We start from the raw sequence: 23,795 nt of genomic DNA on the forward strand, positions 1-23,795 counted from the left end.
AATATACCTATTTTTTGTTAAAAGGAGCCCATGGCGCAAATTGTCGCGCCATTTCTAAACATAAATCCCTTACAGGGAAGTAATATTAATTTTTACGCTGCTCTCACGGATAATTAACCGCGAGACAATTTCGTGCATTTCAATACTGTCCGGCTGCTGTTGATGTTTCACCATCTGAAACGCGAGGTGAGCAATTTCATTTACCGGCTGTGCAACGCTGGTGATTTTTTTAGTTTGCGCCAGCAGGGTATTATCAAAGCTGGCAATCGCAATATCTTCAGGAACGGAGATGCTCTTTTCTTTTAGCCCATCGATAATATAGTTTGCCGCAATGTCGTTATACACTAACAGACAGGTACAGGTTCGCGTCGGCTCGCTGAGTTTCTCGATAATGTCATCAAGAATACTAATATGGCCTGATATCTTTTCACCCTCGCCTTTGGCTATCCAGAACGAATTATCTCTAGCAAGCTTTAAACCGTGACTCGCTATTTTTTTGCTGTACGACGAGACCTTACGGCTATCCACCCCTTCCTGGGCAACAAAGCCAAATGAAAGATGGCCCGTATGAATAAAATGTTCCGCAATACTTTCCGCCCCCCGATCCTGGTTAATCGATACGGAATTGAAGAACCGGGACACCTGGGTGACAACGGCGACCGGGATCCGGGTAATGCTTAACCATTCTGAAAGTTCGGCTTCTGCTTCTGTCGGCACCCATAGCAAGCTGTCAATGCCCATGCCCACTAAGGTCTGAATAATATGTTTATCCTGCTGCGGCTGATTCTGATGCGTTTTAACGATCACCGATTTGCCGATATACCGGGCCTCTTCTTCCACCGTCGCCAACAGTTCACAGAAGTGAGGATTCACCAGATTAGGCAAAACCACACCAATCAGCCCTGAACATTTCCCGCTAAGCTGAAACGAACTCTTGCTGGGGACATAGCAGAGATAATCCATCGCATCACGCACCGCCTGCCGCGTTTCCGGCACGACGCTGGGATGATTGTTGAGCACTCGCGACACGGTCGCCGTCGAGACCCCAGCTCTTTTCGCTACGTCTTTAATGGATGCCATGATGATTGATTACGCCCTCTAACACTGGCGCTCACTATAAATGGCGAGCGCGGTTGAAAATGTAAGCCAGTTCACATGTTGCTTTGTTACATGGAATCACGTTGAGCCTTCGCAATTTCATTGCTCTATTATGGATTTTTATTAAAACCTGGCGAGAATATATTACGGACACCATCAACAGGAAAGCAGAATACAGGAAGGGAGAATAAGAGATTATGCTATTGCTGCGGGATGGCGTTGGCTGACGCGATAAATGCGCAGCATAAGGGAATCCGCGAATAGCCGTACGCACGCCCGGTCACGGCAGCCTGCGGCGCGCGACCATTAGCGTTTAAATTGTAGAATTAAAGATGACATGCTGGGCGCGCCGAGTTTTTTCAGCGCTTTGATTTTATGCGTGCTCACGGTTTTAATCGTAATACCCAGTGATTTCCCGATGTGATGATACTGCTTTCCGCAGCACAGCATCCTGATAACTTGATACTCTTTATGGGCCAGCAGGGCCTCCCAGCGGGAGATATAATTATTACAATGGTAGCCCTTCAGTATCAGTGTAAAATATTGCCATATTTCATCTTCAGTTGAGGAAACATGATAGCGCGCATAGTGCGGCAAATCAGAAAGATTGCTCCAGAATGAGCGAAAAACAAACACGGCGATGTCCCTGGCCTGCTTTTTTAGATAATCGCCAAAAACAAACGCATCGTAGATGTTTTCTCCTTCACCAAACGTCTCCATTAGCACGCCGGAGAGCGTAGCGCTCTCCATTAATGCTTTTAAAGACTTCAGATCGTGACAAAAGTGCAGCTGAATAGCGGGCATCGCCTTTTGTTCATGCAGGCTATTCAGTCCCAAACAGAAATAACGATTTGGTGACATTACGGCCACATGTAAAATAGAACTCATAATGAATAAACACCATCTTATAATATATTTTTTATTTTGCGGAGTGAATTGACCACGGGCCGTGAAAATAATCAATCGGCAGCATCAGCGTATCACCAATAAACGACAGCGGCGTATCCAGGGTCCATAATGTTCCCTGAAGATAATTATAATCATACTCGCTGTCACCGCGGATCACCGCGATATCCGTTTTAACCCCTGGATACCACGTTTCGCCCTCCGCCAGAGTGGTTCTTCCCATGACGCTGCCGCAGCCCGTCAGCAGAAAACAGACAGCCATACAACCCATCGCTTTCGGATTCATATCATCTCAGCCATCAGGATAACGTCGGTACCGTGCCGGCCACGCGAATATCCATCTGCGGATAAGGAATCGCAATATGATGTTCGTCCAGCGCCTCTTTAATATTCTCCAGCAGATCGTAATAGGTATCCCAGTAATGGGCGTTTTTCACCCACACGCGCACGGTAAAATTAAGTGACGAGGCGCCAAGTTCGGCCAGACGAACGGTGGTGTCACGCTGCCGATCGATGCGTCTGTCAGCATCGATGACCGCCAGAATAACGCGCTTTACTTCCGCAATCCGGCTATCGTAGCCGACGCTAATCATCAAATCGATACGCCGGAAGGGATGGCGCGAATAGTTAACGATGCTGTCAGCGATAATTTTGCCGTTCGGGATCACCACATCTTTATTATCCGCGGTGAGCAAGGTGGTAGAAAATATATGTACGGTTTCTACCACTCCAGTAATGGCGCCGATCTGCACCAGGTTTCCGGCCTGGAAAGGACGTAGCGTCACTAACAGTACGCCAGCGGCAAAATTTGATAGCGATCCCTGCAGCGCAAGCCCCACCGCCAGCCCCGCCGCGCCGATGACCGCAATAATTGAGGACGTTTCTATTCCTAAACGGCCAAGCGCGGCAATGGCCGCAAACGCCAGCGTGATATAGCGCACCAGGGCGGCAAAGAAATGGATAACGGTAATATCTACCCTGCGCCGCAGAAGTATTTTCTCGATACCTTTAGATAATAAAGTTGAGACAACCCGGCCGATAAAAAAGAGAAAACAAGCGGCAATCACGTTCCAGCCATACTGAAGAATCGTGTCACCATGCCCTTCTAACCACTCCAGCGACGAAGCGATCTGCGGAAATAAAACCACCTTAGCCATATATTATTTCTTTTCTGCGTAAAACATATAAGGAATAGTATAGAGGAATATGTGGTGATTCAATAAATTCGCAGCGATAAAGTGGTCGTAGATTGTAAGAATAATAAAATTATGTAATTTCTTGCTAACATCTTAATTTTCCGACGAGATAAATATCTTCAACCCGATGAGCTGAAGATATTTAAATGTCATTAAACTTAATAGTAATTAATCGTTAACTGCTCAAGCTGCTTTTGTTTATCAAGAAATGTTTTTTGCACCACGGCATTACTGACATCCAGCGAAACGCTGCTGACGTGCGCCGCGGAATAATGAGAAACGGTCTTATCGCGATAACAGAATAATTCATTTTGGCCGGGCTTGTTCCAGCATCCCGACTCCACAACGGTGCCAATGAAGCGGACTTTTCCGGTATGGCCGGCGTAGCAAAAAGAAGAAGTGCAGGCGAGAAGTAAAGCCGCTGCGGCAGTGCATTGACGTGCGTCCATGGGGTAACACTCCTGTGTTGGGTATTTTTGAAATCAATTTCAAACCACAGGAGATAATTACACCGCTAATTATATTCGATCAATGCTTTTTTAGCCCCGACCGGCAATATACGTAAAAAGGCTCAGCTGCCTCTGCGACGCTGAGCCCGGGATCATAACAGGCATCGTGGCTACGATGAAAAACGCCGGTCTTCAGGATAGAGCCGCCGGGCCTCCTCGAGCAAAGCCCGGGCATTTTTCTGTTGCCCAAGATACCGCTCGACGTTAATAAGATTGTTGTACATATCGGCATCGTTCCACACCGCAATCCAGCGCCTTCCGAGCTGGTTGAAAGCCTCCAGATCCTCCACGTTAGCGCTCGACTGATAGCGGATGATATAGCTGAGAGCCCGATCTTTACGCAGCCTTTCGCTGCCGATGCCGATGTCATGCAGCCGCAGTACGCGGCTGGCAAAACGCTGCGGCGACTGCTGAAAAGCGGTCAGGTAGTGCCCCTGCCAGAAAGCGCAGCCGGTGAGCAGCGCGCCGTAGCAGGCCAGGATCATCAGCGCGCAGGGCACCGGCCGCGTGGAGGGCGCGGTGAATGTGGACAGCGGCGCCTGTTCGCCGGTTGGACAGCGATCGGCCAGGTTGACCAGGATAAGAACGAACAACCAGTGTATCGGCGATTGATACAGCGGATACTCCAGCTGCGTGTGCAGCAAAATGGGCATCAGGCAGGCCAGCAGCGCCAGCTGCCGTACGCCGGGACGGCGCAGCAGTAGCCAGAATCCGCTAACGCCCAGCACCAGCAGCCCGAGCAGGGCGACCGCTCCGCCCTCGACCCACCAGAACAGAAGGTCATTATGCGGATAGGTTAACCCCGGGACCCGACGGGACAACGGCGGGACGCTATCGGCCACGAAATGGGCAAAGGACCAGGCGTATCCCCCGTAGCCCCAGCCGACGATCGGATGCTGCAGTATCATTTTCCAGGTCTGCTGCAGAATAAAAACTCGCTCAAGATTCGAGCCGTCATGTTCATGCAGGGCGTTGAGTAACGAGACCGATAGCAGGGCAAGCCCCAGCAGCACGCCGGCCACCGGCGCCAGTACGACACGCCAGCGGGCCCCGCGCGCGGCGGAGCGGCGTAACGGCGAGAAGCAAAAAATGGTCACCATCATCAGCCAGCAGACCACGCCGCCCAGCCATCCGGTGCGGGACTTCAGCAGGGTCAGCGTAGCGTAGAGCAGCCCGAGCCCGAGCCCGCTTCCCCACTGCCGATATCTCTCCCTCGCGACGCTGCGGCAGACAAAGCGGGCGTCGGCCGCCAGCCACAGCAGCACCGCGGCGCCGGTGGCAATAAAGGAGCCGGTGACGTTGCGTTGCAGAAAAACGCCGATCGCGAACTGACCGGCCTGGCGCTGCGCCGCCTGCGCCGGCAGCGGCAGCCACGCCGGATGGCCGATACCCACCAGCGCGTAGGCCGCCTGAATCAGGGTAGCGGCAACGATCAGCCACAGTACGGTCTGCTGCTGACGCGGCGTGAGCCGGCAGTTCAGCAGCAGATAATAAAACACCACGCCCGCCCACAGGCCCGCCAGGCGCGGGAAGGCATCCAGCCGCCAGTCGGCGGAGGGGCTCCAGAGCAGGGGCAGCGTCAGCAGGAACGCCGCCAGCGCCATGCCGCGCAGGAACGGGCTGCTGCGTAGCCTCTGATGCCGCAAAAACCAGGCGCAGCCGACCATCGCGACCAGCAGCACGCACCAGACCAGCAGCGGTTCCGGTAAATCAGCGCCGCTGCCGCCGGTGCTGGGCAGGACAATATGCATAACGCCAAGCAGGATCAACCCCAGCATCATAAGGAGCCAGCGGGAGGCCGCCGTTACCGGCGCCTCCCCGAGTTTTGTTTGCATCTTATTGCCCCTTCCTGGCCTGCGCATCGGGCGAAATATGCATGGCCGGCATGGCCCGACCATAGTCGTTAAGGGTCTGCCACTGCAGCGCGCAGCCGCCCTGCGCCGGACACCACGCCACCGAGCGGCTGGAAAGCGGCGCGACCATCCCGGCGTTGGCGATACTCTGACCATTGGCCTGCATATTCAGCAGCGTGACGTAAAACGGCGTCGGATTCTGCACCGTTACCATTTTACCCTGGCGCCGCCAGGTCAGCTGGCGATAAGCCTGCTGTGAATCCCCTTGTACGCCTTTCGGGCGGTAGAACAGCTTCATGCGGCTGCGCACCGCAATCTGCAGGGTATTCTGCTGCTGACTGTCGGCCTGAGGGATATTGGCCACCGTGACCCAAAACAGACTTTCGCGGTCCGCCGGCAGCTGGCCGCTGGTGTACATCACGCGAATTTCATTTTCTTTATGGCCGTTTAGCGCAAAGACCGGCGGCGTCGCCACAAAGGGTACCGCCGCCTGCGGGTCGCCATCGGCAACAATTTTGCTCAGAATCAAGTAGCGCGAGGGCGATTGATTGATCACCCGGAACGATATCGACGGCTTACCCTCATTATAAATAAAGCGGGTCCCCCCGATCACCACGCCCGCCTGCGCCTGAAGGGATAAGGCGCTGAGCGCCAGCAGTACAGCGATTTTTCTCAACATGGACAGGCTACTGATAGGTCAGGCTAAAGGTGGTCGTGGCGTCAACGCTGCCGGCGGTAACCGGGCTGCTCGTCGCTACCATCTCACCGTAAAAGGTGAGGTTCTGGCTGGTTTGCTGCGGGTCGAGCGTATACTGGCGGCTGGCGCTGTTCAGCGGCACCAGCGTACGCTGGCTGTCTAAGATCGCCACCCCGACGCCCGCGGCGCTACCCGCCTGGCTGGTTAACGCCAGCAGGGCGCTGTTGGTCGTATCCGCCTCGCCGGTAAAGGTTAATGAGACCGCCGACGCCGCGCTGCCGCAGTTTTCCAGCCCGATGGTGAACGCTATCGGCTGGGACACGCTGCCGGCCGCGGTAAACTGTTTCGCTGCAATGTCGCCCAGGGTCACCTGCTGGTTCGCGGTATCGGTGGTCACGGTACAGGTGTTTCCCTGGATCGTGCCGGTAATGTTAACGGTGCCGTCGTGGGCCAGCGCTGAGCAGGACAAGCAGGATAGCGATAACAGCAGGATCGTCTTTTTCATTATTGATAGCTCACATCAAAATAGAGTACCGAAGAGGCGTTGCCGGGCGTAACCGGCACCGCAGTAGCTTTATAGCGCAGGCGAAACGTCAGGTCGTTATTTCCCTGGGTAATCGGGTATGCGTTATCGGTACTGTTGATCGCAATGGTGTTCATACTGCTGTCCAGCAGCTCAATCGCCACGCCGCTGGCCATATTGCCGCCGCCGGAGGTATCGGAGAGGGCTAACAGCGACGGGTCGGTACCATCCGCGGTGCCGCTGAACGCCACCGTCGACTGGCTGATCGCCGAGGTGCAGTTATTTAATTTGATATCAAACTGCTTCCACTCCGAGGCATCGCCGACGCTTTGAAATATCCCGGCGCTGAAATCGCCGATATGGATAGTCTGGTTCTGGCTGGCGGTGTCGATATCGCAGCTTTCCGCGACGATAGTGCCGGTCATATCCAGCTCGACCTGGCCGCTATCAATATCATCGGCGCTGGCGCTATGAACGCCCGCGAGGGTCATCAACAGGGGAAAGAATAGTGTTGCCGGTTTCATCTTTTTTCCTCAGGCAAAGTCAACGCGAATATAGGCCGTCGCCGAAAAGGTTCCCTCTGCCGGGGCGTTTCCGGTGGTGCTAATCGGCGCGGCGTGGAAGGTCACCGTCGCCTGCAGGTTGTCATCCAGCTGGAACGGGATCAGGCCGCTGTTAGGTTCAATCACCTTGCCGCTGCTATCGGAGATCTGCACCCCGACATCATCGTTGCTGGTTTTAACCGCCGCCGGTTCATCCGCCGAGGCGTCTGCCAGGAAGCGAACCGTCAAATTAGCATTGGCCTCTATGCCATTACATTTAATGGGTACCGAAATCGTTTTTGGCGTGTAGCCGACGGGCATCTGGCCCTTGTTTTTAAACTCGCCCGACATAAATGAGCCAAAATCAACGGTCACGATCTGCCCGGCGTTAACTGAGCAGGTTTGGGGGACCGATATTTGGCCATCAATATAAGCGGTAGCCACTGGCGAGCCTTGCACAAAATCACTGCCGACGGTGTACCATAAATCAAATAATTTTATATGCGGCAAACTCACCGTCCCAACAAATTTACGATCTATTCTGAACGTAACTCTAACATCATTGCCAAAATGAAAGCCTGAAGTCACGCTATTACATAACATGCCATTCCCAACGGGCTTATATAAGTCAACCAAAGGCAAAGGATAATATGTGCCGTCACCGGGGTTTTTAATTTCTCCTGCCACTGAAAGATAGTCGTTGGCTTTATAAAAATTTAAACTACCGGAGGCTCCCGACGAAACCAGATCCGTTGTTGTCCATTGATGCGTATAAAAAACCGAATCACTCTGGCAAGAACACTCAACGGAGAATGAACCGCTACTGCTCGAGTTCACGGCGGGTAAAATCTCCCCGGATGTGTTTTTCGTGGGATCGGATACGACCGTATTGATATTAAAATCATACGTTCCTTTTGTAGATCCATCAGGAAGATAGCATGAACCAGAAGGATAATCGGTAGCATATACAGGAACGCTGATTAACTTTATCAAGGCCATGAGCACAATTGATAGAGCGATACATTTTTTCATTACCAGACCTTTTACTATATATACTGACCGGATACCGCTTCAGGATTTCAGATCGTTAATATTGCATCTGACGTTATTGTCTGCTCGCGATTTGCGATACCACCACTACGCCATTTATCGATTTTTGCGCTTCAGGCAAAGTCAACGCGAATATAGGCTGTCGCCGAAAAGGTCCCCTCTGCCGGGGCATTTCCGGTGGTGCTAATCGGCGCGGCGTGGAAGGTCACCGTCGCCTGCAGGTTATCGTCCAGCTGGAACGGGAGCAGGCCGCTGTTCGGCTCAATCACCTTGCCGCTGCTATCGGTGATCTGCACGCCGACATCGTCGTTGCTGGTTTTAATCGCCGACGGTTCATCAGCCGAGGCTTCCGCCTGGAAGCGCAGGGTTAAGCTGGCGTTAGCATCCATCCCGTTACATTTGATCGGTACGGTGATCGTTTTCGGCGTATAGCCGGCGGGCATCTGGCCCTTATTTTTAAATTCGCCCGACATAAAGGAGCCAAAATCAACGGTTACGATTTGCCCGGCGTTAATAGTGCAGGTTTGAGGGACAATGACCTGCCCAGAAATATATACACTAGCCACAGGCCCAGCAGCATAAACACCTTTAATTCCAGAGATTAATACTGATTGAACTAGCGTCGAGGGTATATTTACTGTACCAACAAAGGCCTTAGTAATGTATAACGATACCTTCCCTTGGCTACCTGTACTTACATTATGAATAGATCCCGAAGTTGTACAATTAGCCAGATAGTTACCAGCTGTTACATCAACCCATGGTGTTTCTTTATAATTGCTATATTGGCCACCCAAATAGATAGATGTGGAAACCTCAAGGTAATCATTTAACTTATAGTATTGTTTATCACCATCTGAATGCCCAACAGGTAAATTTGTTTGTGTTTCATAATATGGCGTAGGGTTATTTAGTCCCGTACAATCACATTCCATCTGATACTGTTTACCTAAGTTCCAAGTATAGACATCAACAAAGCTAGTTCCAGGTTTATTTTTAGAGGTATCGTTTACATTGATTGTTCCCATTGAAACAGCCATTGTTTGTATGCCACCAACAGGGACACAATCCCCAGAAGCTGCATTCGCAGGGGATATATTGCAAATAATGACATTGAGAATAATCATTATTAATAATATTAATTTCATCACTGGCACCTTTCACTTAATTTATTCACCGGCTGCTGCTTCGCGCTCTCCGGAAGTTGGTATTTCACCATGCAGTGCTGTCCGGCGCCCTCGCCCCACTGTACTTCCAGCATACCGTTCAACGGCAGCCCGGCGAGGTAGGCCTGGCCGTCGTCGCCGACGATGGTGCTGTTGCCCGCCTTCTGGCTAACCGTGGCGCCGAACGGCACCGGCTTGCCGTTATGCATCAGGGTCATCAGCGCGCGCACCCCAACGTGGGCGTTAAATTCGGCGCGCACCAGCGCCCCCTGGGTCGGCACCACGTTGGTGACCGCGTCTTCAATATCGACGTTCTGCCCCATGGAGTTGGTATCCAGCGCCACGCGGTTCTGGCGATAGGTGGTGGCGTACGGGATCACCGCGTAGCCGCGCCAGTCGGTTTTCACCCCGGTGGCGTTTTCCAGCTCGACCCCGGCCGCCCCCGGCGCTTTCACCAGAATGTTGGTGTCACCGAGCGGCTGGCTAAGGGTAACGCCGTTGCGGTGAACCACCACGCCGCCGCTGACACCGTAGTTCACCTGGTGATAGCCGTCGCTATAGTTGTAGCCGGCCTGCAGGTTACCGTAGGTGCCCTGATAGCTCATGTTGGCGTTGCCGCTGTTGCTGGTGCCGTGGTTGCCGTCGCTCTCCTGCACGTTATAGCTCAGGTTGTTATCCGCCAGCAGCGTCCCGTTGATGCCGGTGGTCCCAGTGGTCTTACCGTGCTGGTCGGTGGTGGTGCCAAAGCTCATATTGGTGGTGTTGGCCGAACGGTAGATATCCGCGCTATGGTTGCTGGAGAGCCACTGGCCAATCGGCAGCGAAATATTAAAGGCGTAGATCTGATCCGCCTCGTCTTCCCCCGGCGACTTGTCATAGTTCCACGTCAGACTATAGGAGATGCCGTTCCAGCTGCCGTTATAGCCCACCTGCAACATGCGATCTTTCTCATCGGTGTGCCAGTAGGTCTGCTCGGAGCCGGTGACAAAAATCGAGCCGATTTTGCCGACCTGCTGCGAGATATTGAGCTGCGCTTTGCCTTTTTTGGTGTAGTAGAGATCGTAGTAATCGGTCCACACCGGCTTATCCTGCTTGCCGTCGTGATCCTCATCTTTCCACTCATTGTCGCCGGTATAGCCGCTCATGTTTTTATACGTCGTCTCGTCGAGGGTGTAGAACCCCTCCGTCGAGTAGCGGTAGCCCAGCAGCTGGAAGTTGGTGCCGAGATCGTTCAGCGCCTTAGCGTAGAGGAAGCGCACCGACTGGCCGTCGTGCTGGCTACCGTCGGCGAGGGTGCTGTTGGCCTGGGTGATATCGGCGGAGATCGCGCCGAAGTCCCCCATGTTCAGCCCGGCGCCCAGCGCAAAAGCGTGGTAGTCGTTGCTGACCTGCGTACCGCCGTACAGCGTGAAGCCATGCGGCAAACCGTAGATCGCCGTTCCCTGGGCGAAATTGACCTCATCCTGATCATCGTTGGTGCTGCGGTATTTCCCGGCGGTCAGGGCGTATTTAAGCCGCCCTTCGCGCTGCAGCAGCGGCACCGCGGAGTACGGCACGGTAAAGGTATTTTCGCTGCCGTCGCTCTCTTTTACCGTCACCTGCAGGTCGCCGCTCGACGAGGTCGGATAGAGGTCGTTGATGGCGAAGGCGCCCGGCGAAACGTAGGTCTGGTAGATAACGTAGCCGTTCTGCTTAATGGTGACCCTGGCGTTACTCTTCGCGATACCGCGGACCGTCGGCGCAAAGCCTTTCAGGCTGTCCGGCAGCATGTTGTCGTCGGAGGCAATCTGGACGCCGCGAAAGCCGAGGCTGTCAAAAACGTCCGACGGGGTGTAGCTTTCCCCAAGCGTAAGCTCCGCCTTCAGCGGCGCAATCGTGCGCTCGACGTAGGTGCTGATATGCTCCCACTTGTTCTGCGTGTCGCCCTCGCCGCTGGTGTAGTTCCAGGTGGAGTAGTCGCGCAGGCGCCAGGCGCCGAGGTTCAGACCGCTTTGCAGGTTAAGATAGTAGCTGTCCTCTTTGGTATCACCGCCGCTGTTGCCGCCGGTGAAGTCATAGTTCAGCAGCAGCGCGTTGATCCCCTGGTCCCACTCTTCCGGGGGGATATACCCGCGCGCGCTCTGCTTCAGCGCCGCCTGCGGCACGCTGATGTTCAGCTGCTGATGCTCAAAGTCGAACTCGGTGGAGGATTCCGGTATGGCGGCAAAGGGCACGCACTGCTCCGGCGCCAGCTTCGCCAGGTCCGGGAAGGCTTTGGTATTGACCCCCATCTGTTCCAGGCGCCCGGTGGTAAAGCACGGCGCCAGCCCGGTATCATCCTGGCCGCCTTTTGCCGCTTTAAAGTTCACGTCTTCCGTGGAGACCAGCTGCTTATTCAGGTAAATATCAACGTGATATTTACCCGGGGCCTGGCTATCGCCCTTTTCGAAATGCGAGAGATCGGCCACCGCGTTAGGGTCGTCCGATAAAAACGCAGGGTTAAAATAGTTATCCGCCAGCGCGGATAACGGTAATGCCGATAAGGTTGCCGGCAAAATAATACGGTATACCCGACGGCGGGCAAATAGAACCTGCATCACCGCGAGGGTGATATATTTTATTTTTAACGTCATTATTTTGCCGACCTGTTTATTATTCTATTATGGCTTTCTGTTCGGGCGAGTTTGCCCCGTAATCATTAATGGTCTGGAAGGTGATATTTCCCTGCGCGTTCGCCGGCAGTTTTAAATCCGCCTGCGACATTGGCGCCACCATTGTCGTCGGTAATGTTGCGGTACCGGCGTGGATCTGTACCAGCGTCATATAATAGGGCGTTGGGTTTTTCACCGTCAGGGTATTACCGCTTTCGTGGAAGCGCAGCTTCGCCGGCGCATCGATCGAGGCCATCGGCAGATTTTTCGGGCGAACAAAAAGTTTAATCCGGCTCAGCACCGCAATCTGCAGGGTATTTTTCCCTTTGGTGTCTTTTGCCGCCGAAGGAATCGCTTTCACGTTAACCCAGTAGAGGCTTTCGCGATCCGCCGGCAGATTATTCGGCCCGACGTACATAATGCGCAGCGTATTTTCTTTCTGCGGCTTCATCACAAACAGCGGCGGAGTGATGACAAAATCGCTGCTTTTACTTTCGCTGGCGTTTTCCACCCATGACTGAATTAAAAAGGTGGCTTTCGGGTCGGTATTATTCACCGCCAGTGAGACCTGATTATTGCCCTGCGGATAGATGACGCGGGTGGAACCTAATGATACCCCGCCGTTCGCCGCGGCGTGCGCCTGCGCTTCGGTTTGCGCCTGCGCCGCGGGCACAGCCAGACCGGCACCGGCTAAGGCCAGCGCAACCAGAGACAGGCGGGAAAAAGAAATAACGGACATAAAGTGCCTTTCACAATAAAGATTTGCCGCGGACGGCATCAGGAAATTACAAATAGGTTAACGTGAACCAGGTTTGTGCGTTTGCATCCCCTGCCACGACGGTTCTCGAGGTCGCGCGATATTTGGCGACAAAATTGAGTACGGTCGTATTGTCCTGAATAGCGGTAAAATTCATCGGCTGCGTGTTCGGGATAATTTGATTTCCCTGATTGTCAAAAATGCCTAACCCGACGCCCTGCGCGCTCTGCGCACCGTCGGTCACCGCCAGTACCCCCGGATCTTTGCCATCCGTCAGGCCGCGAAAGGCCACGCTGACTTGCTGGCTCACCGTGGTATCGCAATCCTTCAGCGTAATGGTAAACGCCTGCGGATCGGTCCAGCTTCCCAGCCCATGAAATTCATTGGAGCGCACCTGCCCCATCTCAACGGTCAAATCCTCGCTACCGGCATCCACCGCGCAGGCGGCATTGACCACGGCGCCCTGAAACTCAACGTCGCCGCCCTTTACCGTCACCACGTGGTGGTTGCCTGCCTGTGCCAGAGCGGGAAACAAAAACGCCCCCGCGAGGAAAAACGCCTTCAGCCGTTGTGTAGTGAAATTCATATCTACTCCTTTCAATGACACAGCCGCCGTCCCTGGCACAGGATCCCTAAATGAAAATAACTGACGCGACCTTACTGGTAAGTCACGTTGAACGTGGCAGTGGTGTCCACGCTACCGGCAGTCGCGGTATCCGCAGTCTGGTAGTAGTCAGCGGAGAAGTTCAGGGTGTTGTCGCCGTCGATCAGCGTCACAGCCTGAGACGCGGTGCCCAGATCCAGCGCAGAGCCGTCTTTGTCATAAATCTGGATGCCGACGCCTGCCGCGTTGCCCGCGCCAGAAGTGTTGTCCAGCACGCCAGCTTCACCCGCCGCCGCGTTGCCGTCGAAGGTCACAGAAGCCTGGGAAGCGATGGTGGTATCGCAGTCAGCCAGCTTGATGCTGAACGGGGTTTTCTGGTTAGCCACGGAGTCTTTACCGGTGAAGGCAGCCAGACGAACCTGACCCATATTGACGATCTGGTTGGTGGTATCTGCGGTTACCGCACAGGCCGCATCGACAACAGAGCCTTTAAACTCAACGGTGCCGCCCTGAACGGTGGAAGAAGACCCGCTGGTTGCAGCCATTGCAGAAGAGATACCGCCAGCCATAACCATTGCCAGAACAACGCTTTTTACCATAAATGCTTTTTTCATTTTTAATCCATACACATTAAATTGATTTTTATTCCCTCATTCATTACCGCTTATTCTTTATAGCCGAAGCAATTACCAGGGAACGTTCCCCCGCGGCGATAAAAAGACGGTTTAAATATAAGAAGACACTCCATGTTGTCCTGGGAATAATTCTTGCAGAAAGTTTTATGAATCTAAATCAATTTTTTCGTCCAAAACTGGACATTCGAATTTGATGCAAGTCAATAATGATAATTACGTATAAAAATCATAAAGTTAATAATGCAAAGAGCTGGCATATCTAAAAAACAGGCGCTATTGTTAGTATATTGTTATCAATGCATTTAAAAATCGATAGGAATTCGTTTATTAATTCCCTTCAGCACGCCTCGATGGACGCTGATGTACTCCCCCTTGCGCAGTTCAGACAGGACGTACAGTATTCCGCTGCGGGAAAGATTGGTGCGCCGCTGGATAAAATTGAGCACGTTAATCTGCTCGCGATATTCCTCAGGATAGGAGCCGAGTTCCAGGATCAACGTCCGGATCATGATGAATGATTCCACGCCAATAAACTCCTTCTCGCGGATGGCCATGACCAATAACCGATGGGCCAGAATCCGGGCGATATCATGCCAGAGATTTTGCTCGTCCATAATCTCCACAAATTTAGCAAGCGGCACTAGCTGACATGTACAATGTGTTTCTGCAGAAAAAAAATGCTTCGGCCTGGCCTCAACGTCATAAAAGGTACTATATCCATCAATCAGCCCCAGCACTGAGGGAGAAAACAACGTAGTTATCGCCATATTATTTTCATCATGGCACACCACGCCGGTTCCCTCGAGCAGAAGCAATATATTCGCGTTATTTTCAGCATCAAAAAAATCAAACCGATTATCCGGCTGCAACTCAAGCGGTGTGCTAACCGGCAGCAGCGCCTGCATAATACGCTGGACCGCTAATATGGGCTTGGTATTACGGCCAAACGAAAAGGAGCGTAAGGCACCACGGTCAAAATCATCATCGACAATAAACATTATTTTCTCTCTTATTTAGCCTACGACATTACTTAATTAAAATACTAGCACCAAAAATCGACGAAACAAAAAAAATTAAAATATCACTACAAATCAAAACATTAAGAGCATTTCCCTCATTCTTTCACTCGCCGTATCTTACTGATATATCAGCATAAAAATTCTCATTTTCTGAATGCAAAAAATACTCTCACGAAGGGAGAAACCATTACTCCTTCCACTCATGAATGATAAATTCATTCACATAAAAACCACATAAAAACGCTATAAAAAATCACATTATCATAAAAAATAATGGCTAAAATGATAATTAAAAAGGCACTGAAAAAGCATATTAACGCTTATCCTCCTCAGCTGAAAAAGGCTGAGGAAATGAATAAAAAAAACGAGAAAATAACGATGGCAAACGTTTGTCTGATTATGATGGAAGGGGCTAAGTTTCACGAAAAATTAGCATTCTGCGTAACGCGCGCAGTAGCTACGTAATGAATAGTCAGGCAAAAGCATCGTGAGATTCCGCGGAAGCACGTCCCTGCTGGCAAATTGCCTGGCATTTTCCCGCGCGGAGCATGAAGCGGGCGCCCAGGCTTCGCGATGCTCGCCCAGCGCCGCGACAAGTTACGCTGTAAAAAGCTGAAATTTCTCTTTATCGCTGTCGGCGATCGCTCTTAATACCCGGCAAGGGACCCCAGCGGCGACCACGTTTGCCGGTATGGAACGGTTCACCACGCTGCCGGCGCCAATGACCGAGTTTTTTCCAATGGTGACGCCTGGGTTGATAATCACCCCGGTGCCCAGCCAGACGCCGTCTTCAATCACCACCGGCTGAGAGAACTGCTGCTGGGTGTGCCGCAGATCCGGATGAATCGGATGGCCGGCGGTGGAAATGGTCACGTTGGGCGCAAACATCACGTTATTGCCGATGATAATGTCGGCATCATCGACCAGCGTCAGGTTGAAGTTGGCGTAAAAATTATCACCAATGGTGGTGTGGGTGCCGTAGGCCAAATGGATCGGTGGCTCTATCCAGCACTGCTCGCCCACGGCGGCGAACATCCGCTGAATAATGTCGTTTCTTAATTCCAGATTAAAGGGGTGCGAGTGGTTGTATTCGTAAGCTCGCGCCTTGCCCATCAGCCGCTGCTGCGGTAACCCATATCCTGAATCAAGATAGAGCTCGCCGCTGTTCATTCTTTCCTTCATATCCATGGTCAATATTTCCTCATTTATCAATCCCATCCTTGTGAATTATCGAACTATTTTCTAAACCGTCATCGCGCTATCGCTCATCTTTTCCGACGTGGCCTTACCCGATAAGGTAAAGGCGGAGATTAACGTGACGCTCAGCGCAATGCCGCCAAGGATCATATAGGTATCCTGGAAACCGATACGGTCATACATATTCCCGGCAAAAGCGGAGAGAAAGATCGCCGCCACCTGTTTGGAAAACTGGAAGCCAACCAGGTAAATCGTCGCCGACAGGCGGACGTCAAACACGCCGGTAATATATTTAAACGCGCCTACCAGCAGGAACGGGACTTCCAGCGCATGGAGCATTTTCAGCGCCACCACTTCAGCGGCCGTCGTGGCGAACGATGATCCGATCATCCTTGCCGCCATCACCATGCCGGCAATCAGCAGGGTATTCTTCGCGCCGATGCGGTTAATAATCCACGGCGAGCTGAACATAATAATCGCGTTGCATATTTCCCCGGCGGTGGTCGCAAAACCAAAGGCGCGAGTTCCCGACTCCGGGGTGGCAAAGAAGGATTTAAAGAAGGTGGCGAACTGCTGATCGAAAACGTCATAGACGCAGGCGACGCCGATGACATACAGAATAAACATCCACATTTTGCGCTGACGGAACATGCGTACGGCGGTTTTTAAATCCACCGATGAGCGGTTAGCCCCCAGCGAGTCCATTACCTGCGCGGTCTGGCTGGCCTGCGGTTTCGCGATGGCCACCAACACGACCAGTACCAGCGCGGCGGCCGACCCCATCCAGAACACCCACTCGGGGTTAACGCTGAACAGCATCCCCGCCGTGGTGGCGCACAGCGCCCAGCCGAGGCAGCCAAAAGTCCGCGCTTTGCCGTACTCAAACCCGCTATTGCGGCTCACGCGTTCGATATAGGCTTCCATCGCCCCGGCGCCGGCGGAGAACACAAAGCCGATGTAGGCCCCACCGCTCAGCGCGCCGAGCCAGATATTGGTTTTCAGCAGCGGCGCAAAAACGTAGAGAAAAAAGGGCGCGATCAGCACCAGCAGCACCGTCACGATCCACATCAGATGCTTTTTCAGCCCCAGCTTATCGGAGATCACACCCAGTATCGGCTGAAAACAGATGGCAAACAGCGACAGGCTGGAGAAAACAATACCGGTCTCGGTTTTATTCAGGCCGATGACGTCCGATAGCCAGATCGGCAGAAACGGAAAACAGGTGGCCATGATGAAAAAATAGAGAAAGAAGAACAGCCCGAAAATCCAGAAATTGGGGTTGTTTTTATGGGTACAGACGGTCGGGTTCATGGTGTATTCCTCAAAAAGGGCCGACGCGCGGCCCGTCGTCATTACACGCGTTGCAGGCCAATCAAAATGGCGCTTTCCGGATCGAGGATTGGCAGCGCCAGCCCCGCCTGTTGCAACCACTCACCGCTGACGGTCTGCGGCTTCGTCATCCATTCCGGCAGCTTACGCATGGTATGGCCGCCCTCTCCCGTAATCTGAATATCGGGATGGTCGAGCAGCGTCACCTTGTAACGGGCGCCCGCTTCCAGTCCCGCCACGCGCAGCGGCGCCATCAGGGTGTAGTCCGGCATCGCCAGCTGGCTGACGAGGAAAATCGCCCGATGCCGATCCTCGCTCACCACGCCGTGCGCGAGGGTTGTGGCGTCCGGCATATCGATACGCCACTGCACGCCGTGATGAATGACATCGCGCCACTGCTTATGCAGCGCCGCGTATTTGCGATAGCCCGCGCGCTCCTGCTCATCGGCGGTCACCGGGTCCAGCTCAAGCCCCATATGACCGAACAGCGCCGTCAGGCCGCGAAACGCAATGCTGTGCTGGCGGAAGGTGGCGTGGCAGCGGCGGTTGCCGATGTGCGCGCCCATCACTTCCGGCGGGAAGAAGTAGCTCATGCCGCGCTGGATGGTGTTGCGCTCAAGGGCATCGTTATTGTCGGAAGCCCAGAAGCGATGGCTGCGCTTCAGCACTTCATAATCGATACGCCCGCCGCCGGAAGAGCAGGATTCAAATTCAATATGCGGGAAGCGGGCCACCAGCGTATCCAGCAGGCGATAGAACTGGCGAGTTTGCGCATCGGCGGCGGCTTTGCCGTTATGGGCAGGTTGCACCAGCTCGCGATTCATATCCCACTTCACATAGTCAACCGCGTGCTCGCCCAGCAGCCAGCTCATCCGTTCCAGCAGATAATCAAAGGCTTCAGGGATATTCAGGTTCAGGACAAACTGATGACGCCCGGGCAGCGGCGTATAGCCCGGCAGCGCCAGCAGCCAGTCGGGATGGGCGCGGTAGAGATCGGAGTTCGGGTTAATCATCTCTGGCTCAACCCAGATGCCGAACTCCATCCCCAGCGACTTCACGTGGTCAATAATCGGCGTCAGACCATCAGGGTATTTTTCCTCATCAAGATACCAGTCGCCGAGCGCCGCCCAGTCGTCGTTGCGCCCTTTAAACCAGCCGTCATCAATGATAAAGCGCTCCACGCCCAGCTCCGCCGCTTCATCCGCCATGCGCATGATGTACTGCGGGTCGTGGTCGAAATAGATCCCTTCCCAGGTGTTGAGATGCACCGGGCGCGGCTTGTTGTCCGGGAAGCGAATAATCTGTTCGCGCAGATAGCGGTGGAACTGCTGGCTCATGCCGTTCAGCCCCTGCGCCGAATAGCTGGCGTAGAGGTTCGGCGTCCACAGCGTTTCCCCTTCCGCCAGCGCCATTTCTCCCGCCAGATAGAGCGCTTCCGCCTGCAGGTAGCGGCGACCGTCGGTTTTCACTTCCGCCCGCAGGCGGTGGTTACCGCTCCAGCCCAGATGCACGCCCCACACTTCGCCCTGCATCTCGCTAAAAGCGCGGCTGCCGGTAATCAGCGCCGGAAAATGTTCGTGAGAAGTGCGTCCACGACGGTTTTCCAGCACAAAGCTGTCGTGTTCAAGGGTCAGACGATGGGGCTGGAATTCGCGGATCCAGCGGCCATGAAAGGCCATGACTTCGCGGGCGCGCTCGGCGACCGGCAGCGTGACCGCCAGGCGGTCCACCTGCCACGGCTGCGGGCGCAGGTTGGTTAAACCATGACGAACGCTGAGCACGCCGCTGCTATCAAGCTGAATTTCACTGCACAGCCGCAGGCCCGCCTGCGCGTCTTCGCTGAGAAGGGTTAAATTCTGCCCATCCTGCACCACCTCGGTCGTGGTAAACATCGGTGAGGCGTCCAGCCCCTGGCGGTGGCCTTCAATGCCCGGCGCGCCAAACAGACCGTGGCCCAGTTCGGCCATTAAGGTTACCGGGGAATCGACGTCGAGGCGGCCATTGGCCACCGGGCGGGCGATGCTTGCCGCATCCTGCGGCGAAAAGTGGCTTAAATGCGGCCCCCAGTAGATAATTTCGGCGAACGGACGGGTTTTGATCACCACATCAGCCGCTGCGCTTTGCAGACGTAAAATCGAATCAGACATGAGACATCTCCACAACAAGGAATGCCTTACTGTTTATCCGAAACGTTTCGGGTGCCAACCAAAACGTTTCGGATCCGTGATCGAGTTCAGGAAATTAATCTGACGGGAGGAGAATCAGGCGGTTTCGCCGGGAATAAATTCAGGCTGCCAGAGCACCTGGAGAGAGGCGAGATCCTCGCCGGCGATTAAGCGGCGGACCATGGTGGCAATCTGGCGGCCCACGCCCTGCCGGGTGGACTGAACCACCGCGCCCACCGGGGTTTCGATGATGCTGTCCTGCGGCAAGCCGTCGTAAACCACCAGCGAGACGCGATCGGCGCCGGTGAGGCGTCCGAGCTGAGCCAGGGCCATCGCCGCGCCGTCGCCGTGGGTGTTGCAATCGGTGACAATCGCCGTTGGCGGTTCCGGCAAGCGCAGCAGCTCCATCGTTGCCTGAAACCCGCCGCGGCGGGTGGGCGGCACGCTGCGCAGCCAGGTTTCCGCCAGGCCCGCTTCGCGCAGCGCCTGCAGGTAACCGTTGCGGCGCTGGGTAATAAACGCCTGATTGTTATTTTCGCTCAGCAACGCGATGCGCTGATGCCCCTGGCTAATCAGATGACGGGTGGCGCGGTACGTTCCCGCCTGGTTATCGAAATCAAACCAGGCGTAGGGCTGCGGCAGGCGGCTGCGCCCCAGGGCGAGAAAAGGAAAACCGGAAGAGAGCAGCTGAACCAGGCGCGGGTCGTCGTCCAGGGTATGGGCCACGATCAGCGCATCGACGCGACGACTCTGCACCATACGCATATAGCCGTGCTTATCGGCCTGCTCATCGTCGGCAATCAGCAGTAAATCAATCTCATAGCGCGCCAGCTCGTGACTGATTTCTCCCACCATTTCGAGAAAGACGTTGTTATTCAACGGCGCGGGACGCACGGGAAAAACGAGGCCAACGGCGTCAATTTTGCCCATTTTCAGGCGGCGGGCGAAGGTATTTGGCCGATATCCACGGCGCTGGGCTTCGGCCTCCACGCGGGCGCGCGTCTCCTGCGACACGTCATCATAGCCGTTTAGCGCACGGCTGACGGTCGTTACCGAGATCCCAAGTTCTTTAGCAATGGCTTTCAGCGACATAAGTATCCCTGTCTTCGCGGGAGAATGCGGCTAGTGTCCCGCAATACGGGCATGGCGTCCAGCAAGAGCGACAAAGCGCCGAACGGCGCTTTGTTCTGAGGAAAAACTACTGCGCCAACGGTTTACGCACAAAGAAGCCATAGAGACAGGCGCCAAGGAACAGCAGGCAGCCGCCGAGAATAAAGACATTGGTGAACTGACCAGTCGCATCAAGGATAATCCCGGTGATCACCGGTGCCAGCGCGGCACCGAGAAAACCGCCAAAGTTCTGGATCGCACCGAGAGAAGCGACCTGCTCTTTGGGTGCCATATCCGCCGCCAGCGCCCAAATAACCCCGGACGGCATTTGCGAGCAGAAATAGCCCAGCGTCAGTAGCGTAATCGCGGTACCGCTGTTGCTGACAAACGGAATTGGCATCACAAAACAGGCCGCCATTGCCGCCCCCACCACAATAGGCACCTTCCGCGCCGTTACCGCATTAATCCCTCTGCGCACCAGACGGTCAGAGAGCATCCCGCCGCAAAGGACGCCAAGAATACCGGCAAAGAATGGAATCGAGGCAATAAAGCCTGTCTGCTTCAGGCTGAAACCCAGCGACGTTTCCAGATAACCCGGCAGCCACGTCAGATAAACCCAGATAGTAAACATGATGCAGAAGTTGCCGGAAATCATGAACCAGGTCGTTTTGTTGCGAAACAGCTCGCCCCAGCTAACCTGTGGCTTATCAGCCTCAGCCACCACCACCTTACCGGTGTGGATCAGCATCGCTTCCCGCGCATCCGGATCGCGATAAAACTTCAGCCACGCCAGAATCAACGGGATACCCAGCAGACCCACGGCGATAAACATCCCGCGCCAGCCAACCCACAGCAGCAGCAGCGTCAGCAGCGGCGGCGCGATGGCGTTAGCGATTTGCGAACCCGTATTGATGATCGATGTCGGCAGGCCGCGCTCTTTATCCGAAAACCAGCTTTGGGTGATTTTGATACCGGAGGTAAAGAACGGCGACTCTGCTACCCCCAGCAGCACCCGCAGGCCGTAGAAGAAACTATAGGTGTTCACAAATCCCATCAGAAAGGTCACGGCGGACCAGAGCGTCAGCGCGCCGGTGAACATCTTCTTCGGGCCGAAGCGGTCGACCAGCCAGCCGGCCGGCAGGTTCGCCAGCGCATAAGGCCAGAGAAACGCCGATAGCAGCAGGCCCATTTCGGTTCCGGAGAAACCAAACTCCTTCGAAATGGTGGTATTAGCAATACTCAGGTTGGCGCGGTCAAGATAGTTCACCACCGCAGCCAGCAGCAAAATCAAAATAATTCCCCAGCGCCGGCGGGAGAGTTTCGGCGGCTCGATTGCCGCTGAGGAAGCCTGATTCACGGTGCTCATGCCGATACCTCCAGTAATGCGCGATCGATTTTGATCACCGCTTTGCGCAGATGGCTAACGCCACCGCCCAAAGGATGGCAGCAGGGACGATGAATATCTTCCGGGAAGAAAATCGCGAACATACCGGGGGTTAACGTTACCTGCGTCTCTGCTTCTTCTACCCGCCAGAACATGATGTCCTGCTGCGGCGTTCGGTCATCAACAACGGTATGCAGACTGCTTTCCACGCGGCTGACGCCCATACGCTCATGGCCTGAAATCAGGTACTGAATATCGATAAACTGACGGTGCGATTCTGGACGAGCCTCGGTAAAAGGCACGCTATCCATCTCCTGTAGCAGGCAAAAGAGTCGGTCAGGGATCAGGTCGATTTTTCCCGGCGCGAAATCCTGAAAATCTTGCTCTGCAAGAAAAGCCAGCGCCTGGCGAATAACCGGATGATAAGCCATCGACTGTGCGGGCCATGCCTTTAGACTGGTTACGATCATAATGGCATCCTCCGCTTAGCCCACGATACGCTGACGCCACTGTTCAGTTCCGGCGCGAATCTGGTCGAGAATCACCGTCAGCCCCCAGTACTTATTCAGCACATCATCTTTATTAACCCGGCAGGTGATACTGTCGAAAGTCCCCAGACGCTGATGATAAATTTTGGCGTTTTTCGGATAGCCCAGCGTTTCGCTCACCGCCCCCAGGGAGAGGAAAATCGCCAGTTCATCGGCCAGTGCACGTTGGTTTTTCCCCTCTCGCCACAGCCAGCTATATAGTTCAGGGTGGAAGTTGGTAAACACACCGCTAAAGCCCTGTGAGCCCGCCAGAATCGCTGGCCAGGCAATCGCCGCGTTGGCGTTAATGACGTTGAGCGGCGTGCCCTGCGCCAGACGTACGCGACGTTCAACGGTTGGTAGATCGCAGCTCACATCCTTCAGCACAACGAAGCGCCCGCTATTGGCGCACCAGGCAAATTCATCATCGGTAAGCAAGCGGCGATAAGGCGCCGGACACTCGTAAAGGCCGAGCGGTAGCGAGGCTGGCAGCGTTTCCAGCAGCGTGTTCAGCGTTGCATAGAAAACGTCGCTCCCCTCATGACGCGGATCGAGATGGTTAGTCACCAGCACCAGGGCATCAATACCGGTCTGCGCCATCGCCAGCAGCTCGGCTTTTTGCGCTTCAATATCATCACTGATATGGCCAGAAGCGATAACGGGAATGCGGCCGTTAACGTGCTGTACCACAAAACGCGCCAGCTCAACGCGTTCTTCTAAGGAAAGGAACTGCATTTCGCTTGATTGACAGACGGCAAACAGCGCATCAACGCCCTTCTCCAGATACCAGTCGATTAATTTCGCCAGCGCCGGATAATCAATCCGATCGTCGGCGGTAAATGGCGTCAGCATTACCGGGACAATACCGTTAATCGTTTTCATATTGTTTTTTCCTGAG

24 protein-coding genes are annotated in these 23,795 nt (G+C 54.2%); 1 reads left to right on the top strand and 23 read right to left on the bottom strand.

The annotated features are described in order from the left end of the window. Nucleotides 1–69: 69 nt before the first annotated feature. The 16 genes from ACESQ2_RS24970 to ACESQ2_RS25045 all read right to left on the bottom strand — a co-directional run bounded on the left by ACESQ2_RS24970 (nucleotide 70) and on the right by ACESQ2_RS25045 (nucleotide 15,164). Nucleotides 70–1,080: a LacI family DNA-binding transcriptional regulator gene (locus ACESQ2_RS24970; protein ID WP_046877876.1), complete on the bottom strand. Its 1,011-nt coding sequence runs from the start codon at nucleotides 1,078–1,080 to the stop codon at nucleotides 70–72. Between the two features lie 324 nt (nucleotides 1,081–1,404). Continuing rightward, on the bottom strand, nucleotides 1,405–1,986 hold the full coding sequence (locus tag ACESQ2_RS24975) for a helix-turn-helix transcriptional regulator (RefSeq protein ID WP_373171466.1): 582 nt from the start codon (nucleotides 1,984–1,986) through the stop codon (nucleotides 1,405–1,407). A gap of 31 nt (nucleotides 1,987–2,017) precedes the next feature. Further along, nucleotides 2,018–2,266, bottom strand: a complete 249-nt coding sequence (locus tag ACESQ2_RS24980) for a YceK/YidQ family lipoprotein (RefSeq protein WP_373171468.1) — start codon at nucleotides 2,264–2,266, stop codon at nucleotides 2,018–2,020. A gap of 37 nt (nucleotides 2,267–2,303) precedes the next feature. Continuing rightward, a complete protein-coding gene (locus tag ACESQ2_RS24985; RefSeq protein WP_373171470.1) occupies nucleotides 2,304–3,161 on the bottom strand; it encodes a mechanosensitive ion channel domain-containing protein in 858 nt (285 codons plus the stop codon). 197 nt (nucleotides 3,162–3,358) lie between these two features. After that, a complete protein-coding gene (locus ACESQ2_RS24990) occupies nucleotides 3,359–3,649 on the bottom strand; it encodes a hypothetical protein (RefSeq protein ID WP_046877879.1) in 291 nt (96 codons plus the stop codon). Nucleotides 3,650–3,819: 170 nt separating this feature from the next. Further along, nucleotides 3,820–5,544 (bottom strand): Wzy polymerase domain-containing protein, encoded by a 1,725-nt coding sequence (locus ACESQ2_RS24995; protein WP_373171472.1) that lies wholly within the window; start codon nucleotides 5,542–5,544, stop codon nucleotides 3,820–3,822. Nucleotide 5,545: 1 nt separating this feature from the next. Then, nucleotides 5,546–6,241 carry a molecular chaperone gene (locus ACESQ2_RS25000; RefSeq protein ID WP_373171474.1) on the bottom strand — a complete coding sequence of 232 codons (696 nt, stop codon included), beginning with the start codon at nucleotides 6,239–6,241 and terminating at the stop codon, nucleotides 5,546–5,548. 7 nt (nucleotides 6,242–6,248) lie between these two features. Next, a complete protein-coding gene (locus ACESQ2_RS25005; protein WP_373171476.1) occupies nucleotides 6,249–6,764 on the bottom strand; it encodes a fimbrial protein in 516 nt (171 codons plus the stop codon). Further along, nucleotides 6,764–7,306 carry a fimbrial protein gene (locus ACESQ2_RS25010; protein ID WP_046877882.1) on the bottom strand — a complete coding sequence of 181 codons (543 nt, stop codon included), beginning with the start codon at nucleotides 7,304–7,306 and terminating at the stop codon, nucleotides 6,764–6,766. Before ACESQ2_RS25010 ends, ACESQ2_RS25005 begins: the two co-directional genes overlap by 1 nt. Before the next feature lie 9 nt (nucleotides 7,307–7,315). Beyond that, entirely contained in the window at nucleotides 7,316–8,356 is a 1,041-nt protein-coding gene (locus ACESQ2_RS25015) for a fimbrial protein (protein WP_171820973.1), read from the bottom strand. A 131-nt stretch (nucleotides 8,357–8,487) separates the two neighbouring features. Further along, nucleotides 8,488–9,522, bottom strand: a complete 1,035-nt coding sequence (locus tag ACESQ2_RS25020) for a fimbrial protein (RefSeq protein ID WP_171820974.1) — start codon at nucleotides 9,520–9,522, stop codon at nucleotides 8,488–8,490. After that, the gene (locus ACESQ2_RS25025) at nucleotides 9,522–12,152 is read right to left on the bottom strand and encodes a fimbrial biogenesis usher protein (protein ID WP_345911896.1); all 2,631 of its coding nucleotides are present in this window, start codon (nucleotides 12,150–12,152) and stop codon (nucleotides 9,522–9,524) included. The genes ACESQ2_RS25020 and ACESQ2_RS25025 overlap by 1 nt, the downstream gene beginning before the upstream one ends. A 19-nt stretch (nucleotides 12,153–12,171) precedes the next feature. Continuing rightward, a complete protein-coding gene (locus ACESQ2_RS25030) occupies nucleotides 12,172–12,909 on the bottom strand; it encodes a fimbria/pilus periplasmic chaperone (protein WP_032751745.1) in 738 nt (245 codons plus the stop codon). Nucleotides 12,910–12,955: 46 nt separating this feature from the next. Beyond that, the gene (locus ACESQ2_RS25035; RefSeq protein WP_046877883.1) at nucleotides 12,956–13,513 is read right to left on the bottom strand and encodes a fimbrial protein; all 558 of its coding nucleotides are present in this window, start codon (nucleotides 13,511–13,513) and stop codon (nucleotides 12,956–12,958) included. Nucleotides 13,514–13,584: 71 nt separating this feature from the next. Further along, nucleotides 13,585–14,145, bottom strand: a complete 561-nt coding sequence (locus ACESQ2_RS25040; RefSeq protein ID WP_049069828.1) for a fimbrial protein — start codon at nucleotides 14,143–14,145, stop codon at nucleotides 13,585–13,587. A gap of 323 nt (nucleotides 14,146–14,468) precedes the next feature. Next, a complete protein-coding gene (locus ACESQ2_RS25045) occupies nucleotides 14,469–15,164 on the bottom strand; it encodes a winged helix-turn-helix transcriptional regulator (protein WP_046877884.1) in 696 nt (231 codons plus the stop codon). A gap of 294 nt (nucleotides 15,165–15,458) precedes the next feature. Here ACESQ2_RS25045 and ACESQ2_RS25050 point away from each other — a divergent pair, with 294 nt between their 5' ends. After that, on the top strand, nucleotides 15,459–15,650 hold the full coding sequence (locus ACESQ2_RS25050; protein ID WP_373171480.1) for a hypothetical protein: 192 nt from the start codon (nucleotides 15,459–15,461) through the stop codon (nucleotides 15,648–15,650). A gap of 132 nt (nucleotides 15,651–15,782) precedes the next feature. On the opposite strand, the gene ACESQ2_RS25055 is transcribed toward ACESQ2_RS25050, so the two are convergent. From ACESQ2_RS25055 to ACESQ2_RS25085, 7 genes are all read right to left on the bottom strand, one after another. Beyond that, on the bottom strand, nucleotides 15,783–16,373 hold the full coding sequence (locus ACESQ2_RS25055) for a DapH/DapD/GlmU-related protein (RefSeq protein WP_373171482.1): 591 nt from the start codon (nucleotides 16,371–16,373) through the stop codon (nucleotides 15,783–15,785). A 54-nt stretch (nucleotides 16,374–16,427) separates the two neighbouring features. Beyond that, nucleotides 16,428–17,693, bottom strand: coding sequence for an MFS transporter (locus ACESQ2_RS25060; RefSeq protein WP_032751995.1), 1,266 nt, complete (start codon nucleotides 17,691–17,693; stop codon nucleotides 16,428–16,430). 41 nt (nucleotides 17,694–17,734) lie between these two features. After that, nucleotides 17,735–19,858: an alpha-galactosidase gene (locus ACESQ2_RS25065; RefSeq protein ID WP_046877887.1), complete on the bottom strand. Its 2,124-nt coding sequence runs from the start codon at nucleotides 19,856–19,858 to the stop codon at nucleotides 17,735–17,737. A 114-nt stretch (nucleotides 19,859–19,972) separates the two neighbouring features. Then, the gene (locus tag ACESQ2_RS25070; protein WP_049069826.1) at nucleotides 19,973–20,968 is read right to left on the bottom strand and encodes a substrate-binding domain-containing protein; all 996 of its coding nucleotides are present in this window, start codon (nucleotides 20,966–20,968) and stop codon (nucleotides 19,973–19,975) included. A gap of 106 nt (nucleotides 20,969–21,074) precedes the next feature. Beyond that, nucleotides 21,075–22,352: an MFS transporter gene (locus tag ACESQ2_RS25075; protein WP_046877888.1), complete on the bottom strand. Its 1,278-nt coding sequence runs from the start codon at nucleotides 22,350–22,352 to the stop codon at nucleotides 21,075–21,077. Continuing rightward, entirely contained in the window at nucleotides 22,349–22,840 is a 492-nt protein-coding gene (locus ACESQ2_RS25080; RefSeq protein WP_046877889.1) for a YhcH/YjgK/YiaL family protein, read from the bottom strand. Before ACESQ2_RS25080 ends, ACESQ2_RS25075 begins: the two co-directional genes overlap by 4 nt. A 15-nt stretch (nucleotides 22,841–22,855) precedes the next feature. Then, nucleotides 22,856–23,779 carry a dihydrodipicolinate synthase family protein gene (locus ACESQ2_RS25085; protein ID WP_046877890.1) on the bottom strand — a complete coding sequence of 308 codons (924 nt, stop codon included), beginning with the start codon at nucleotides 23,777–23,779 and terminating at the stop codon, nucleotides 22,856–22,858. Nucleotides 23,780–23,795 lie beyond the last annotated feature (16 nt).

This window comes from Klebsiella sp. Q11, from assembly GCF_964241505.1.
GTDB lineage: Bacteria > Pseudomonadota > Gammaproteobacteria > Enterobacterales > Enterobacteriaceae > Klebsiella > Klebsiella michiganensis.